This is a genomic window from Streptomyces sp. Y309 (assembly GCF_056712025.1).
Genome location: NZ_CM160048.1, coordinates 2,494,910 through 2,511,203, shown reverse-complemented (window position 1 = coordinate 2,511,203; position 16,294 = coordinate 2,494,910). Strand labels below are relative to the sequence as shown.

Genomic DNA, 16,294 nt, shown 5'->3' with positions numbered 1-16,294 from the left:
GAGCGTGGCATCCGCCACCTGGGCCGACGCGACACCCCACTATGCCTGTGGAATTGGGGACGAACAGCGGCGAGATCGTGAAAGTTTCGCCGCCCCCCGTCCGCGGGCGGTGAGTTCGCCCACCCGCGGGCGAACTCACCGCGCAGTGCGGTCGCCGACGCCGCCTAGCGGCCGGCGAACTTCTTGCTGACCGCGTCGTAGATGCCCTTGGCCTCGTCACCGAGGCGCGGACCGGCGAGCCAGCCCGCCGTCACCGGGCCGATGGACGTGTTGGACACCAGCGCGGGCTTGCCGTCCTGGCCCTGCGCGACCCAGCCGCCACCGGACGAACCGCCGGTCATGGTGCAGCCGATGCGGTACATCGTCGGGTCGGGCTTGCTGAGCGAAAGGCGGCCCGGCTTGTCCGCGCACTGGAACTGCTTCTGGCCGTCGAACGGCGGCGCCGCCGGATATCCGGTCGCCGTCATGTCCTTGATGTCCGCGACCGCCGGAGCGTCGAAGTCGACGGGCAGCGCCGTGCCGACCGTCTCCTCGAGGGACTTGCCCTCACTGCCCTTCTCCGGCGTCACATGGATCACCGCGAAGTCGTACGGAGCGCCCTTGCCGCCGGTCGGGCCGCCCTGCTCGATCCACTGGTCGGACGTCTGCGCCCAGTCGCCCCACCAGACGCCGTACGGAGCGACCTCTTCCTTGGGCGCGCCCTGCAGGTCCGCGGTGTCCTTGCCGCTGTCGTTGTACGACGGGGCGAAGGCGATGTTCCGGTACCAGCCGCCCTTGGCGCCCGCGTGGACGCAGTGGCCCGCGGTCCACACCATGTTGGACTTGCCCGGGTTCTTCGGGTCCTTCACGACGGTGGCCGAGCAGACCATCGAGCCCTCGGGGCCGTCGAAGAAGAGCTTCCCGGCCGCGGGCACCTGGTCGTGGTACGGCGTCTTCACGCCTGCCGCCTCGACCGGCTTCGGCGTCGGGTCCGTCACGCCCTGGTCGCCGGAGATGTCACTTTCGTCGACACCGCGGTCCGGGTTCTTGTCGGCGTCCCGCATGCGGTCCGGGTCCCACAGGTCCTCGATGATCGGGTTGACGAAGTCGCCCGCCTCGCGCAGCCAGTCGTCCTTGTCCCAGTTCTTCCAGGCGCCGTCCTTCCACTTGTCCAGGTCGATGCCGTGCTCCTTGAGCCGGTCCTGGATGTCGCCGGGAATCTGGATCTTGTCGTCGCCGCTGTCCCCGCCGTTGTCGCCGGGCTGCGACGCGGACGAGTCGTCCGTGTTGTCGCCGCCCGGGCCACAGGCTGTCGCGGTCAGGACGAGTGCCGCGCCAAGCGCGACGGCGGCCGCCACGGGGGTCCTGCCGCGCGCGCTCCTCCCACGACGAGAGGTGAAGAGCGGACGTATGGGTCGCATGGTGAGAATCCCCCTGGGCCTCGAAATCGTTCCAAATGCCGTACATCGCGGTGCCGTACGTCCTGCATCGCGGTGCCGTACGTCCTTGCCGTACGGCGTCGGCCATCGTGGCGCTCCCGATGCGGGGCGCCCGGATGCCCGTGTTGCCGGGCCCCGGTCGCTCGTGGTGCTGAACGCCCTGGCCCCCGCGGTGCCGGAACACCTTGGTGCTGATGAACGGCACCCCACACTATGCCGGTGCCGTTGGGGACGGCCGACGGAACGGCAACGGTTCCGTCACGGCAAGGATCTTCCGTTCCGCGAGGTCCTCCCGTCCACGCGAGGAGATCTTCCTTCCACCCGTGATCCCGCGCACGCGCCGTCGTTGGTACGTACGGGGGACACGCGGTCCGCGTTCAGCCCCCGCGCCAACTCGCCCGCGCGCCCGCCCGGACGCGGTGGGCCCGCCAAGTCCCAGCGGGAGGACCAACAGCCGTGGCCGTGACCGAGCCTGCTCCCGCGGTGGTGCCCGCGACGCACGAAGCCGCCGGGATCCTGCGCCGCCAGTCGGCACGCGAGTCCGCGGCGCGCACCTACGCCCGCGCCCTGCCGATCGTGCCGGTCCGCGCGCGCGGGATGACGATCGAGGGCGCCGACGGACAGCGCTACCTGGACTGTCTCTCCGGCGCGGGCACCCTCGCCCTCGGCCACAACCACCCCGTCGTGCTCGAATCCATCCGCACCGTCCTCGACTCCGGTGCCCCGCTGCACGTCCTCGACCTGGCCACGCCCGTCAAGGACGCCTTCACCACCGAGCTGTTCCGCACGCTTCCGCCCGCCCTCGCCGACCGCGCGCGCATCCAGTTCTGCGGCCCCGCGGGCACCGACGCGGTGGAGGCGGCGCTGAAGCTGGCCCGCACGGCCACGGGGCGCGAAGGCCTGCTCGCCTTCACCGGCGCCTACCACGGCATGACCGCGGGGGCGCTCGAAGCATCCGGCGGCGCACGGGACGTACGCGTGGCGCGGCTGCCCTATCCGCAGGACTACCGCTGTCCCTTCGGTATCGGCGGCCCGCACGGGGCCGAACTCGCCGCCCGCTGGACCGAGAACCTCCTCGACGACACCAAGTCCGGTGTCCCCGCGCCCGCCGCCATGATCCTCGAACCCGTCCAGGGCGAGGGCGGCGTCCTGCCCGCCCCCGACGCCTGGCTGCGCCGGATGCGCGAGATCACCGCGGCGCGCGGAATCCCCCTCATCGCCGACGAGGTGCAGACCGGCGTCGGCCGGACCGGCGCCTTCTGGGCCGTCGAGCACAGCGGCATCGTCCCCGACGTCCTCGTCCTGTCCAAGGCGATCGGCGGCAGCCTGCCGCTCGCCGTCGTGGTCTACCGCGACGACCTCGACGTCTGGCCTCCTGGCGCCCACGCCGGCACCTTCCGTGGCAACCAGCTCGCGATGGCCGCCGGCGCGGCGACCCTCGCGTACGTACGTGAGAACCGCCTCGCCGAGCGCGCCGCGGCCCTCGGCAGCCGCATGCTCGCAGGGCTGCACTCCCTCGCCGCCGACCACACCTGCGTCGGCGAGGTCCGTGGCCTCGGCCTAATGCTGGGCGTGGAGCTGGTGGACCCCGAAGGAGGGCAACCGTGGAAACCGGAGCAACCAGGTCAATCTGGTCAACTGGGTCAACCCGCGGTCGGCGCAGGGGAGTCGGGCGCCGCCCACCAGCGCCCGCACACGCGCCAGCTCGCGCACCCGCATCAGCATCCGCTCCCGCATGAGCACCCGCTCCCGCGCCAGCGCGGCCAGCAAATGCACCACCAGCCGCACCACGAGCCGTACGACCTTCCCGACACCCGCCCCCACCCGGCAGCCCCCGAACTGGCCGCCGCCGTACAGCGCGAGTGCCTGCGCCGCGGGCTCATCGTCGAACTCGGAGGACGGCACTCCAGTGTCGTACGCCTCCTGCCTCCCCTCACCATCACCGACGAACAGGCGACCGCGGTCCTCGACCGTCTCGCCGACGCGCTCGGCGCGGCAGAGCGCTCCCACCGCCGCGCCGACGACACCCGACTCTCTTCGGACCACCTATGACCAGCCCCCTTCCCGTCCCCTGACCCTCGCGGTCACGGGCCGATCCGGTGACGGGCGGCCGCACTTCACGGTCACCGCCATCGCCTCCGGATCGGACCGGCGACCGATTCACCCGTCTCATCCCGCCTCTCCCTGCCTCATCTCGTCGCACCTCGTCGCACCTCGTCTCATCTCGTTTCGTCCCGTCCCCGTCAGCCGCCGCCCGTCGCCACACGGAGCCCGATCACCCAACAAGGAACTCTCTTGAACCCCACCCCCGCATCCGACGGACGTCCCCAACCGCAGCCATCGGGAGCGTGCGGCACGCAGTCCCCGCGGACCCCGCAGACAGCGGAGGCCGGTACGGTCCCCCGGCAGAAGGGCAGGGCCCACGACACCGAGCGGCTGCTCCACGGCACCGCCGACCTCCTCGACCACCCCGACCCGCACATGGCGGCACAGGCCGCGGCCGTCGAGAACCTGCTGCGCTGCTGGGTGCGTGAGAACGACATCGCCGCGCCGGACCACGGCACCCTGCGCCTCCCCCTCGAAGCCAGCGGCACCGCGCTCCTCGCGCCCGTGGACTACTGGTCCCCGACCGGCTGGCACCGCTTCGGCCTCCCCTGGCTCGAGGACGGCCCGACGACCGCGCCCCCGGTGGACGCCGTCACCGTCGCCGCCCTCCTCAGCCGCGAAACTGCCCGGGCAGGCGGGACGAGTGGTGCGGTTGGGATGAGCGGTGGGATCGGCACGAACGGTGTGATGGGGGCGGTCGGGACGATCGAGGAGCCCACTGCAGCGCACACCGACGAGGCCCTCGGCGAGCGGGGCGAGCGAGGTGAGCGCGGCACGCAGGGCACGCAGGGCACGCAGGGCAGTCGGCCCACGCAGCCCCAACAGCCCGAGTTGAGCGACCAACCCGAGTTGAGCGGCCAACCCGAGCCGAGCGGCCAACCCGAGCCGAGCGGCCAACCCGAGCCGAGCGGCCAACCCGAGTCGAGCGACCAACCCGACCAACCCAAGCACGCGAAGCCGACGCACCCCCCGACGCCGTCCCCCATCCCAGCCGACCCGAGTGAAGCCCCCGACGGCGCCGACCTGGTCGCCCGCGTCGCCGACTCCGTCCGCCGCACGGCCGACTTCATCGCCGACCGCAGGAACAACCCGGGGGACACCCCCGACCTCTTCCTCGCCGCCGAACAGTCCCTGCTCCTCGGCCATCCGATGCACCCGACCCCGAAGAGCCGCGAAGGCCTCTCCGCCACCGAATCCCGGCTCTACTCCCCGGAGTTGCGCGGCGCTTTCCCGCTGCACTGGCTCGCCGTCGACCGCTCGGTGCTCGCCATGGACTCGGCCTGGACCGAGCGCGGCCGCAGCGTTCCGGCGGACCAGCTCACCGCCCGCCTCGCGGGGCCCGAGCTGCCGCTGCCGGACGGCCACACGGCGCTGCCCGCGCATCCGTGGCAGATCCGCGAACTCCGCCACCGCCCCGACACCGCCGCCCTCCTGGACGCCGGACTCCTCAAGGACCTCGGCCCGCACGGCGACCCCTGGCACCCCACCTCCTCCGTACGCACCCTCTACCGGTCGGGCGCCCCGGCCATGCTGAAGCTGTCCCTCGCCCTGCGCATCACCAACTCCCGTCGTGAGAACCTCCGCAAGGAACTCCACCGCGGCGTCGAGGTGCACCGGCTGCTGCGCAGCGGCCTCGGCGAACAGTGGCAGGCGGCCCACCCCGCGTTCGACGTGATCCGTGACCCGGCCTGGCTCGCCGTCACCGGAGCCGACGGCGAAGCGGTCGCCGGATTCGACGTCATGATCCGGCACAACCCGTTCCGCCCCGACGACGACGCCACCTGCATCGCCGGTCTCGTGTCGCCCAGGCCGACCGCACAGCCCACCGGCCAGGACCGGCCGCCGATGCACTCCCGGCTCGCCGCGATCATCACGCGGCTCGCCGGCCACACGGGCCGCCCACGAGGGGCCGTCGCCACGGAGTGGTTCCTGCGCTACCTCCAGCACGTCGTACGCCCCGTGCTCTGGCTCGACTCCGAAGCAGGCGTCGCCCTGGAGGCCCACCAGCAGAACACTCTGCTGCTGCTCGACCCCGACGGCTGGCCCACCGGCGGCCGCTACCGCGACAACCAGGGCTACTACTTCCGCGAGTCCCGCCGCACCGAGCTGGAGCAGCGGCTGCCCGGCATCGGCGAGCACAGCGAGACCTTCGTCTCCGACGAGGTGACCGACGAGCGCTTCGCCTACTACCTCGGCATCAACAACGTCCTCGGCCTCATCGGCGCCCTGGGCGCCGAACGCCTCGCCGACGAGAGGCTGTTGCTCGCCGCGTTCCGCCGCTTCCTCACCGACGCCGCCTCCGGACCCGGCCGGCTCCGCACCCCGCTGCCCGCCCTGCTGCTCGACTCGCCCGTGCTGCGCTGCAAGGCCAATCTCCTGACGCGGCTGCACGGCCTCGACGAACTCGTCGGACCCGTCGACACCCAATCCGTCTACGTCACCATCTCGAATCCCCTCCACGCGTGACTCTCTCGACCCCGCCCGACCGGCTGACCCTCCACGCCCCGGCCGGGACGCCCCGGCCCGCACGCGCGCTCTCCTCGTCGGCGCAGACCACCGTGTTTGCGCCACCGACGACGGCGCCCCCTTTCCCCGCCGATGACCACGCCCGCTTCCTGATGACCATGACCCCTTCCTGAGGACCAGGCCCCACCACTGCCGAATCCCCCTCCGAGAGGAGCGACGCCGTGCCTCCCACCGACGCGAGCACCGACGCGGGAACCGAGCCCGCCACCGCGGGCGTCCCGGACTGCGAAGACACCCTCGACCTGCGACTGCCCGACGAACTCGTCGCGCTGATCGCCGACTGCGGCGGACGCACGGCACCCCTCACCTCCGAAGGCTCGGCGAGCGCGGACCGCCCGGCGGCAAGCGAGGCCGACCCGGCACACGGAGACCTGCTCGACCACGTCGCCGCCTGGGGCCCGGCCACCACGGACGCCGGCGTCTTCCAGCTCGTCCCCGTGCGCCTCGACCGGGACCTCGCGCTCATCAGCCGGTGGATGAACGACCCCGCCGTGGCGGCCTTCTGGGAGCTGGCGGGACCCCCGTCCGTCACGGAGGCCCACCTGCGGCTCCAGCTCGACGGCGACGGACGCAGCGTTCCCTGCCTCGGCGTCCTGGCCGGCACACCGATGAGCTACTGGGAGATCTACCGCGCCGACCTCGACCCGCTGGCGCGCCACTACCCCGCACGCCCCCACGACACCGGAATCCACCTCCTCGTCGGCGGAGTCGCCGACCGAGGCCGAGGCCTCGGCAGCACCTTGCTGCGAGCCGTGGCCGATCTCGTACTCGACCATCGTCCTTCCTGCGCACGCGTCGTCGCCGAACCAGACCTGCGCAACACCCCCTCCGTCTCCGCCTTTCTGAGCGGCGGCTTCCGCTTCGCCGCCGAGATGGACCTTCCCGACAAGCGCGCGGCGCTCATGATCCGCGACCGGACCCTGCGCACCGTGCTGTGAACCGCCCGGCCCGTCACCCTCCGACCCGCTCACTTCTGATACACCGCTCGACCCGATCCGGTTCCCTCCCCGAGGAGTCCCCGTGCCGAATCTTTCCGATCCCGCGACACCCCAGACAGCCCAGACAGCCCAGACAGCACTGACGCCCCAGACAGACCTACCGCCTCAGACGACCTCGACATCTCAAATTCCTCAGGCACCTCAGACGTCCCAGGCACCTCAGGCACCTCAGTCGCCGCACGGCGAGGCCGCCCTCTACGACCCGCCCGAGCTGACCCGGGAGCGCTGGGAGGAGGCCGGGCGCCGGCTCCTCGCCAAGATCGTCGGCGAGTTCGCGTACGAAGAAATCGTCAGGCCGGTCCCCGCGGGGCAGGGGGGCGGCGCGGAAAGCAGCGAAAACGGGGCCGGAACCGGGGCCAGGGACACGTACTCCCTCCTCCTCGACGAGCCCGCCGCCGACGGTGAGCCCCGCCCCCGCCTCACCTTCCGCGCCCGCCGTGGCGCCTACGGCAGTTGGCGCGTGGACCCGGCGAGCCTGACCCTCACCGAAGGCACCGGCAGCCCGCGCCGCCTGACCGATCCGCTGGGCTTCCTCACGGCCGCGCGCCGCACCCTGGATCTCGACGGCGCCACGCTCGGTCACCTCATCCGCGAGCTGACCGTCACCCTCAGCGCCGACACCCGCCTCGACCACGGCGCGCTGACCGCTGAGCAACTTGCCGACGTGGGCTACGCGGAGCTCGAAGGCCACCAGACCGGCCACCCCTGGCTCGTCCTCAACAAAGGGCGCATCGGATTCTCCGCGACCGACGCGCGGCGCTGGGCCCCAGAGGCCCGCAGCAGCGCGCCCCTCCCATGGATCGCGGTGCACACCAGCATCGCCACCTACCGGGGCGTGCCGGGCCTGTGCACCGCCGACGAGCTCTACGCACGCGAACTGGAGCCCGCCACCAGGGAGTCCTACGCGGCCATACTTCGCGCGCGCGGTCTCGACCCCCGGGAGTACCTCTATCTGCCGGTGCACCCCTGGCAGTGGGACGACATCGTGCTGCCCCTCTTCGCCCCTTCCGTCGCCGCCGGGACGATCGTCCCGCTGCCCTCCGACGGCGACCTGCGCCTGCCCCAGCAGTCCATCCGGACCTTCCTGAACACCACACGCCCCGACCGCCACACGGTCAAACTGCCGCTGTCGGTCCTCAACACCCTGGTATGGCGCGGCCTGCCCACCGAGCGGACGGTCGCTGCCTCGGCCGTCACCTCCTGGGTGCACGCCCTGCGCGACGGCGACCCCTTCCTGCGGGACGAGTGCCGGGTGATCCTCCTTGGAGAGGTCGCCTCCGTGGCGGTCGAGCACCCCGTGTACGACTCGCTCCCGGAGGTTCCGTACCAGTACAAGGAGCTGTTGGGCGCGATCTGGCGCGAGCCCCTCACGCGCTATCTCGCGCCGGGGGAGCGCGCCCGTACTCTCGCCGCGCTGCTGCACACCGATCCGCAGGGGCGCGCGTTCGTCGCGGAGCTCGTGAGCCGCTCCGGGCTCACACCCACGGAATGGCTGACGCACCTGTTCGCCGCCCTGCTGCCGCCCCTGCTGCAGTTCCTCTACCGGTACGGAACGGTGTTCTCGCCGCACGGGGAGAACACCATCGTCGTCTTCGACGACAAGGATGTGCCCGTCCGCCTTGCGGTCAAGGACTTCGTGGACGACGTCAACGTCAGTGCGGAACCGGTGCCGGAGCACGCCTCCATGCCCGACAACGTACGCGAGATCCTGCTCACCGAGCCGCCGGCCTTCCTGACCCAGTTCATTCACGCCGGGCTCTTCGTAGGAGTCTTCCGCTATCTGGCGCCGCTGTGCGAGGAACAACTGGGCGTCCCGGAGACCGACTTCTGGTCCCTCGTCCGGGCCGAGATCCTGCGCCACCAGGCCCGCGCTCCCGAGCTGAAGGAGCGCTACGAAATGTTCGACCTGCTGACACCACGTATCGAGCGCCTGTGTCTGAACCGCAACCGGCTCCACCTCGACGGCTACCGCGACCGCTCCGAGCGCCCGCACGCCGCCGTCCACGGGACCGTGCCCAACCCCCTCCACCCGTCTTGATCGCGATGTCGGCGAGCTCGACGGTGTGGGCGGTGTTGGCGGGGTTGTCAGTGGGGCACCGTAGGCTGGTCGAGCTATGACGAAGCCCTCCCTCCCCGAGCTCCTGCACGCCGCTGTCGCCGCTGTCGGCGGCACCGAGCGCCCCGGCCAGGTGACCATGGCCGAGACCGTCGCCGAGGCGATCGACGACGGTTCCCACCTGCTCGTCCAGGCCGGCACCGGCACCGGCAAGTCCCTCGGCTATCTGGTGCCCGCGCTCGCGCACGGGGAGCGGGTCGTCGTCGCGACGGCCACGCTTGCGCTGCAGCGCCAGCTCGTCGAGCGCGACCTGCCGCGGACGGTGGACGCGCTGCACCCGCTGCTGCGCCGCCGCCCCGAATTCGCCATGCTCAAGGGCAGATCGAACTACTTGTGCCTGCACCGCCTCCACGAAGGCATGCCGCAGGACGAGGAAGAGGGCCTGTTCGACCAGTTCGAGGCCGCGGCGCCCACCAGCAAGCTGGGCCGGGACCTGCTGCGCATGCGGGACTGGGCGGACGAGACGGAGACCGGCGACCGCGACGACCTCACCCCGGGCGTCTCCGACCGCGCCTGGGCGCAGGTGTCCGTCTCCTCCAGGGAGTGCCTCGGCGCCTCGAAGTGCGCGTACGGCCAGGAGTGCTTCGCCGAGCTGGCCCGGGAGCGGGCGAAGCTCTCCGAGGTCGTCGTCACCAATCACGCACTGCTCGCGATCGACGCCATCGAAGGCGCCCCCGTCCTGCCCCAGCACGAGGTGCTGATCGTGGACGAGGCGCACGAGCTGGTGTCCCGCGTCACCGGAGTCGCCACCGGTGAGCTCACTCCGGGGCAGGTCAACCGCGCGGTGCGGCGCGCGGCGAAGCTGGTCAACGAGAAGGCCGCAGATCAGCTCCAGACGGCCTCGGAGGGCTTCGAGCGGTTGATGGAGTTGGCGCTGCCGGGGCGCCTCGAAGAGATCCCCGAGGACCTCGGCTATGCCCTGATGGCCCTGCGTGACGCCGCGCGCACGGTCATTTCGGCGCTCGGCTCCACCCGCGACAAGTCCGTCCAGGACGAGGACGCGGTCCGCAAGCAGGCCTTGGCCTCCGTGGAGTCGATCCACGACGTCGCGGAGCGCATCACCAACGGCTCCGAGTACGACGTCGTCTGGTACGAACGCCACGACCGCTTCGGCGCCTCCCTGCGGGTGGCTCCCATGTCGGTGTCGGGTCTGCTCCGCGAGAAGCTGTTCACGGACCGCTCCGTGGTCCTCACGTCCGCCACACTCAAGATCGGCGGCGACTTCAACGGCGTCGGAGCGTCGCTGGGCCTCGCCCCGGAGGGCACCCGGTCCGAGGAGGACACGCCGGTCTGGAAGGGCCTCGACGTCGGCTCGCCCTTCGACTACCGCAAGCAGGGCATCCTGTACGTCGCGCAGCACCTGGCGCGTCCGGGGCGTGAGGGCACGCGCGCGGACATGCTGGACGAGCTCGCCGAGCTGATCGAGGCGGCGGGCGGGCGGACGCTCGGACTGTTCTCCTCGATGCGGGCGGCGCAGTCCGCCGCCGAGGAGCTGCGGGGCCGGCTCGACATGCCGATCCTGCTGCAGGGCGAGGAGACGCTCGGCGAGCTGATCAAGGGGTTCGCGGCCGACGCGCAGACGTGTCTGTTCGGCACGCTCTCGCTCTGGCAGGGCGTCGACGTACCGGGCGCGAACTGCCAGCTTGTGATCATGGACAAGATCCCGTTCCCGCGCCCGGACGACCCGCTGATGAGCGCCCGGCAGAAGGCCGTGGACGAGGCGGGCGGGAATGGCTTCATGGCGGTCGCGGCGACGCATGCGGCGCTGCTGATGGCGCAGGGGGCCGGTCGGCTCGTCCGCGCGTCGGGGGACCGCGGTGTGGTGGCGATCCTGGACCCGCGGCTGGCCACCGCGCGCTACGGGAGCTATCTGCGGGCTTCGCTGCCGGACTTCTGGTACACCACGGACCGTAATCAGGTGCGCCGCTCCCTGGCGGCGATCGACGCGGTGGCGAATGCGGCCGAGGCGGCGGGGGAGGCTGCTGCCCTTGAGGCAAGCGCGGAGGCTGTGGAGGCGGCGGAGGCGTAGCCGCTCGCCCCTGCTGGGCGGCGGCCTCTCGCCGGGCCCTTGCGGGCCTCTCCAGGCCGCGGCCGCCCCGACACGGCTTGCGACGGGGCACGGCCACGGCTTGCGAGAGGGACGCGGCCACGGCTCGCGAGGGGGCCACGGCATGCGACGAGCCCCGGAACCGGCGCAGAGGTCCCGGGGCCCGGTCAGGGGCGGAGGCTCACACGCGACGCAGGACCGCGACCACCTTGCCGAGGATGGTCGCCTCGTCGCCGGGGATCGGCTGGTACGCGGAGTTGTGCGGCAGGAGCCAGACGTGCCCGTCCTCGCGCTTGAAGCGCTTGACGGTGGCCTCGCCGTCGAGCATGGCGGCGACGATGTCGCCGTTCTCGGCGACGGGCTGACGGCGGACCGTGACCCAGTCCCCGTCGCAGATGGCGGCTTCGATCATGGAGTCGCCGACGACCTTCAGGACGAAGAGCTCACCGTCGCCGACGAGCTGCCGGGGGAGGGGGAAGACGTCCTCGACGGACTCCTCGGCGAGGATCGGACCGCCCGCCGCGATGCGGCCGACCAGCGGGACGTACGAAGCGGCGGGCTTGCCCGTGGTGTCGGTGGCCTGGGTGTTCGGCTGGTCGGAGCCACGGACCTCGTACGCCCGGGGGCGGTGCGGGTCGCGGCGCAGGAAGCCCTTGCGCTCCAGAGCCATGAGCTGATGCGCCACCGAGGAGGTGCTGGAGAGGCCGACTGCCTGACCGATTTCGCGCATCGACGGCGGGTAACCCCGCCGCTGCACCGAGTCCCTGATGACCTCGATCACCCGGCGTTGGCGATCGGTGAGTCCCGAGCTGTCGGCGCGGATTCCTGGAGGTCGGCCCGGCAGGGAGCGCGTGGGCTTGGGCCCCTCCTGGTTCGTGGCTGCGTCATTCATGGCATGCACCGGCTCGAATCGGCTCTGGGAGCGGTCCTGGGCAGTGATGGTGGCGCTGTCTGCGGTGGTGGTCACGTCGGTCGGCCCCTCTCGAGATGTTCTCCCTAGTTAGCCAACGGTAGTTGCTTTCGAAAGGTTGCGCCAAACACACGTTCGAGTGAAAAATCGTAGATTGCCTGACGCGATCATGTGTCTGGGTGTATGGCTAACGCGCGGACCGAAAGAAAATTCGGTTCATTACGGTACGCTTCACCGCCGGAGCCGTGGCCCTGCCGGGTGCGCCCCCATAGTGCCATTCGGTGCTCCGTCAACCGGGCACCGGGCCCTCCCGGGCGATGTCGGCGCCCGGTGCGTGTGTCCGCGCGCCTGGCGCGCGCCGGGACGTGCGAGGGGCATGTGCCGCGACACGCGGTGGCTCCCGACGCGACACGCGATGGTGCCGAAATTTACGGCAAACCCCAGATCTAGTGGTTGGATTGCAGCCGCAGCCCAGAAGTTGTGGTCCCCGGTCTTTCGGGTCCGCGGGCATCGCCTATGCTGGGGGCTGCTTCGAGGGCCCCGAGGGGCCGTTGAGGTCTTTGAGTCGTGTCGTGAAGGAGGGTTGGGAGTTCCATGCACTGCCCCTTCTGCAGGCACCCCGACAGCCGCGTAGTCGACAGCCGCACCACTGATGACGGCACGTCGATCCGCAGGCGCCGTCAGTGTCCGGACTGCACGCGTCGTTTCACGACCGTGGAGACCTGCTCGCTGATGGTGGTCAAGCGCAGCGGCGTCACCGAGCCCTTCAGCCGCACCAAGGTCATCAATGGCGTCCGCAAGGCATGCCAGGGGCGGCCCGTGACCGAGGACGCGCTCGCCGCGCTCGGCCAGCGGGTCGAGGAAGCGGTCCGGGCCACCGGAAGTGCCGAACTGACCACCCACGACGTGGGACTGGCCATACTCGGCCCGCTGCAGGAACTCGACCTCGTCGCCTATCTGCGCTTCGCGTCCGTGTACCGGGCGTTCGACTCGCTCGAGGACTTCGAGACCGCCATCCAAGAGCTGCGAGGGCGGCGCGACGCCGCGCCGGACGGCTCCGGTGCGGAGCGGACCGCGACCGGCCGCGGGCCCGGTGGGACTGCCGAAGTCCCGCAGCCTGCCACCGCCGCCGACTGACCGGATCCCGGATCACGGTCCGGCGGCGAACCAGACCCGTCGTGGGTCGCCCGTAGGGGTGCCCGCGACACAAGACACACACCGTGCTGCGGGAAGAACGCGGCACTTCAGGGCGTTTTAGCCTGATACAGGGAGGCGGCATGACCGAGACGACGAGCGGCCCCGCACGAGGTTCCCGCGCCAAGGGAGCCAAGGGCGGTAAGGGCCTGCGCATGGAGCGCATTCACACGACCCCCGGCGTGCATCCGTACGACGAGGTGGTCTGGGAGCGCCGCGACGTCGTCATGACCAACTGGCGCGACGGCTCGGTCAACTTCGAGCAGCGTGGCGTCGAGTTCCCCGACTTCTGGTCGGTGAACGCGGTCAACATCGTCACGAGCAAGTATTTCCGCGGCGCGGTCGGCACCCCCCAGCGCGAGGTGAGCCTCAAGCAGCTCATCGACCGCATCGTGAAGACGTACCGGAAGGCCGGCGAGGACTACAAGTACTTCGCCTCGCCTGCCGACGCCGAGATCTTCGAGCACGAGCTGGCGTATGCCCTCCTGCACCAGATCTTCAGCTTCAACAGTCCGGTGTGGTTCAACGTCGGCACGCCCCAGCCGCAGCAGGTCTCCGCCTGCTTCATCCTGTCCGTCGACGACTCCATGGAGTCGATCCTCGACTGGTACAAGGAAGAGGGCATGATCTTCAAGGGCGGCTCCGGCGCCGGCCTGAACCTCTCCCGCATCCGTTCCTCCAAGGAACTGCTGTCCTCCGGAGGCAACGCGTCCGGCCCGGTCTCCTTCATGCGGGGTGCCGACGCCTCCGCAGGAACGATCAAGTCGGGCGGCGCCACGCGCCGCGCGGCCAAGATGGTCATCCTCGACGTCGACCACCCCGACATCGAGGGCTTCATCGAGACCAAGGTCAAGGAAGAGGAGAAGATCCGCGCGCTGCGCGACGCGGGCTTCGACATGGACCTGGGCGGCGACGACATCACGTCCGTCCAGTACCAGAACGCCAACAACTCGGTCCGTGTGAACGACGAGTTCATGAAGGCGGTCGAGAACGGCGACAAGTTCGGCCTGCGCGCCCGCATGACCGGTGACGTCATCGAAGAGGTCGACGCCAAGTCCCTCTTCCGCAAGATGGCCGAGGCCGCCTGGGCCTGCGCCGACCCCGGCATCCAGTACGACGACACCATCAACGCCTGGCACACCTGCCCGGAGTCCGGCCGTATCAACGGCTCGAACCCCTGCAGCGAGTACATGCACCTGGACAACACGTCCTGCAACCTCGCCTCGCTGAACCTGATGAAGTTCCTCAAGGACGACGGCAAGGGCAACCAGTCCTTCGACTCCGAGCGCTTCGCCAAGGTCGTAGAGCTGGTCATCACGGCGATGGACATCTCCATCTGCTTCGCGGACTTCCCGACGCAGAAGATCGGCGAGAACACCCGCGCCTTCCGCCAGCTCGGCATCGGCTACGCCAACCTGGGCGCCCTCCTGATGGCGACCGGCCACGCGTACGACTCCGACGGCGGCCGTTCCCTCGCCGGCGCCATCACGTCGCTGATGACCGGCACCTCGTACAAGCGCTCCGCGGAGCTCGCCGCGGTCGTCGGTCCGTACGACGGCTACGCCCGCAACGCCACGCCGCACCAGCGCGTCATGAAGCAGCACGCCGACGCCAACGCCGCGGCCGTCCGCATGGACGACCTGGACACGCCGATCTGGGCCGCCGCCACGGAGTCCTGGCAGGACGTCCTGCGGCTCGGCGAGAAGAACGGTTTCCGTAACTCGCAGGCCTCGGTCATCGCGCCCACCGGCACCATCGGTCTGGCGATGTCCTGCGACACCACCGGTCTCGAGCCCGACCTCGCGCTGGTCAAGTTCAAGAAGCTGGTCGGCGGCGGCTCGATGCAGATCGTCAACGGCACCGTCCCGCAGGCCCTGCGCCGCCTGGGCTACCAGGAGGAGCAGATCGAGGCGATCGTCGCCCACATCGCCGAGCACGGCAATGTGATCGACGCCCCGGGTCTGAAGACCGCGCACTACGAGGTCTTCGACTGCGCCATGGGCGAGCGCTCCATCTCCGCGATGGGCCACGTCCGGATGATGGCCGCCATCCAGCCGTGGATCTCCGGCGCGCTCTCCAAGACGGTCAACCTCCCGGAGACCGCCACCGTCGAGGACGTCGAAGAGGTCTACTTCGAGGCCTGGAAGATGGGCGTCAAGGCGCTCGCCATCTACCGCGACAACTGCAAGGTCGGCCAGCCCCTCTCCGCCAAGAAGAAGGAGGCGGAGAAGGCCGAGATCACCGAGAAGGCCGAGGACACGATCCGTACGGCGGTCGAGAAGGTCGTCGAGTACCGCCCGGTCCGCAAGCGTCTCCCCAAGGGCCGTCCCGGCATCACCACGTCCTTCACGGTCGGCGGCGCCGAGGGCTACATGACCGCCAACTCCTACCCGGACGACGGTCTGGGCGAGGTCTTCCTGAAGATGTCCAAGCAGGGCTCGACCCTCGCGGGCATGATGGACGCCTTCTCCATCGCCGTCTCCGTCGGTCTGCAGTACGGCGTGCCCCTGGAGACGTACGTCTCCAAGTTCACGAACATGCGCTTCGAGCCGGCCGGCATGACGGACGACCCGGACGTGCGGATGGCGCAGTCGATCGTCGACTACATCTTCCGCCGCCTGGCGCTGGACTTCCTGCCCTTCGAGACCCGCTCCGCGCTCGGCATCCACTCCGCCGAGGAGCGTCAGCGTCACCTGGAGACCGGTTCGTACGAGCCGTCTGACGAGGACGTGGACGTGGAGGGCCTGGCCCAGTCCGCCCCGCGGCAGACGGAGTCCCTGAAGGCGGTCGCCACGCCGAAGCCGGAGGCCGAGGAGGCCGCTCCGCAGCAGGCGCACACCAGCGCCGAGCTCGTCGAGATGCAGCTCGGCATCCAGGCCGACGCGCCGCTGTGCTTCTCCTGCGGCACGAAGATGCAGCGCGCGGGCTCGTGCTACATCTGCGAGGGCTGCGGCTCCACCAGCGGCTGCAGCTGAGCGT

10 protein-coding genes are annotated in these 16,294 nt (G+C 70.7%); 8 read left to right on the top strand and 2 right to left on the bottom strand.

All coding sequences use genetic code 11. The features are described from left to right. Positions 1-164 precede the first annotated feature (164 nt). Positions 165-1,400 (bottom strand): trypsin-like serine peptidase, encoded by a 1,236-nt coding sequence (locus AC0KTA_RS09260; RefSeq protein WP_481054640.1) that lies wholly within the window; start codon positions 1,398-1,400, stop codon positions 165-167. A 474-nt stretch (positions 1,401-1,874) separates the two neighbouring features. Here AC0KTA_RS09260 and AC0KTA_RS09255 point away from each other — a divergent pair, with 474 nt between their 5' ends. The 6 genes from AC0KTA_RS09255 (at position 1,875) to AC0KTA_RS09230 (ending at position 11,193) form a co-directional block, all read left to right on the top strand. Next, entirely contained in the window at positions 1,875-3,470 is a 1,596-nt protein-coding gene (locus tag AC0KTA_RS09255; RefSeq protein WP_481054639.1) for a diaminobutyrate--2-oxoglutarate transaminase family protein, read from the top strand. A gap of 243 nt (positions 3,471-3,713) precedes the next feature. Next, positions 3,714-5,990 carry an IucA/IucC family protein gene (locus tag AC0KTA_RS09250; protein ID WP_481054638.1) on the top strand — a complete coding sequence of 759 codons (2,277 nt, stop codon included), beginning with the start codon at positions 3,714-3,716 and terminating at the stop codon, positions 5,988-5,990. Next, positions 5,987-6,163 carry a hypothetical protein gene (locus AC0KTA_RS09245; RefSeq protein WP_481054637.1) on the top strand — a complete coding sequence of 59 codons (177 nt, stop codon included), beginning with the start codon at positions 5,987-5,989 and terminating at the stop codon, positions 6,161-6,163. Before AC0KTA_RS09250 ends, AC0KTA_RS09245 begins: the two co-directional genes overlap by 4 nt. 48 nt (positions 6,164-6,211) lie before the next feature. After that, positions 6,212-6,988, top strand: coding sequence for a GNAT family N-acetyltransferase (locus AC0KTA_RS09240; protein WP_481054636.1), 777 nt, complete (start codon positions 6,212-6,214; stop codon positions 6,986-6,988). A gap of 187 nt (positions 6,989-7,175) precedes the next feature. Further along, positions 7,176-9,086, top strand: coding sequence for an IucA/IucC family protein (locus tag AC0KTA_RS09235; RefSeq protein WP_481056364.1), 1,911 nt, complete (start codon positions 7,176-7,178; stop codon positions 9,084-9,086). Between the two features lie 76 nt (positions 9,087-9,162). Further along, positions 9,163-11,193 (top strand): ATP-dependent DNA helicase, encoded by a 2,031-nt coding sequence (locus tag AC0KTA_RS09230; RefSeq protein ID WP_481054635.1) that lies wholly within the window; start codon positions 9,163-9,165, stop codon positions 11,191-11,193. Between the two features lie 199 nt (positions 11,194-11,392). Here AC0KTA_RS09230 and lexA read toward each other — a convergent pair whose 3' ends face one another. Then, positions 11,393-12,178 carry a transcriptional repressor LexA gene (gene lexA, locus AC0KTA_RS09225; protein ID WP_481054634.1) on the bottom strand — a complete coding sequence of 262 codons (786 nt, stop codon included), beginning with the start codon at positions 12,176-12,178 and terminating at the stop codon, positions 11,393-11,395. Positions 12,179-12,715: 537 nt separating this feature from the next. Between lexA and nrdR the strand changes: the two genes are divergently transcribed. Further along, complete coding sequence (gene nrdR / locus AC0KTA_RS09220) at positions 12,716-13,258, top strand: transcriptional regulator NrdR (protein WP_481054633.1); 543 nt, start codon at positions 12,716-12,718, stop codon at positions 13,256-13,258. A gap of 140 nt (positions 13,259-13,398) precedes the next feature. Next, positions 13,399-16,290 (top strand): vitamin B12-dependent ribonucleotide reductase, encoded by a 2,892-nt coding sequence (locus tag AC0KTA_RS09215; protein WP_481054632.1) that lies wholly within the window; start codon positions 13,399-13,401, stop codon positions 16,288-16,290. Positions 16,291-16,294 lie beyond the last annotated feature (4 nt).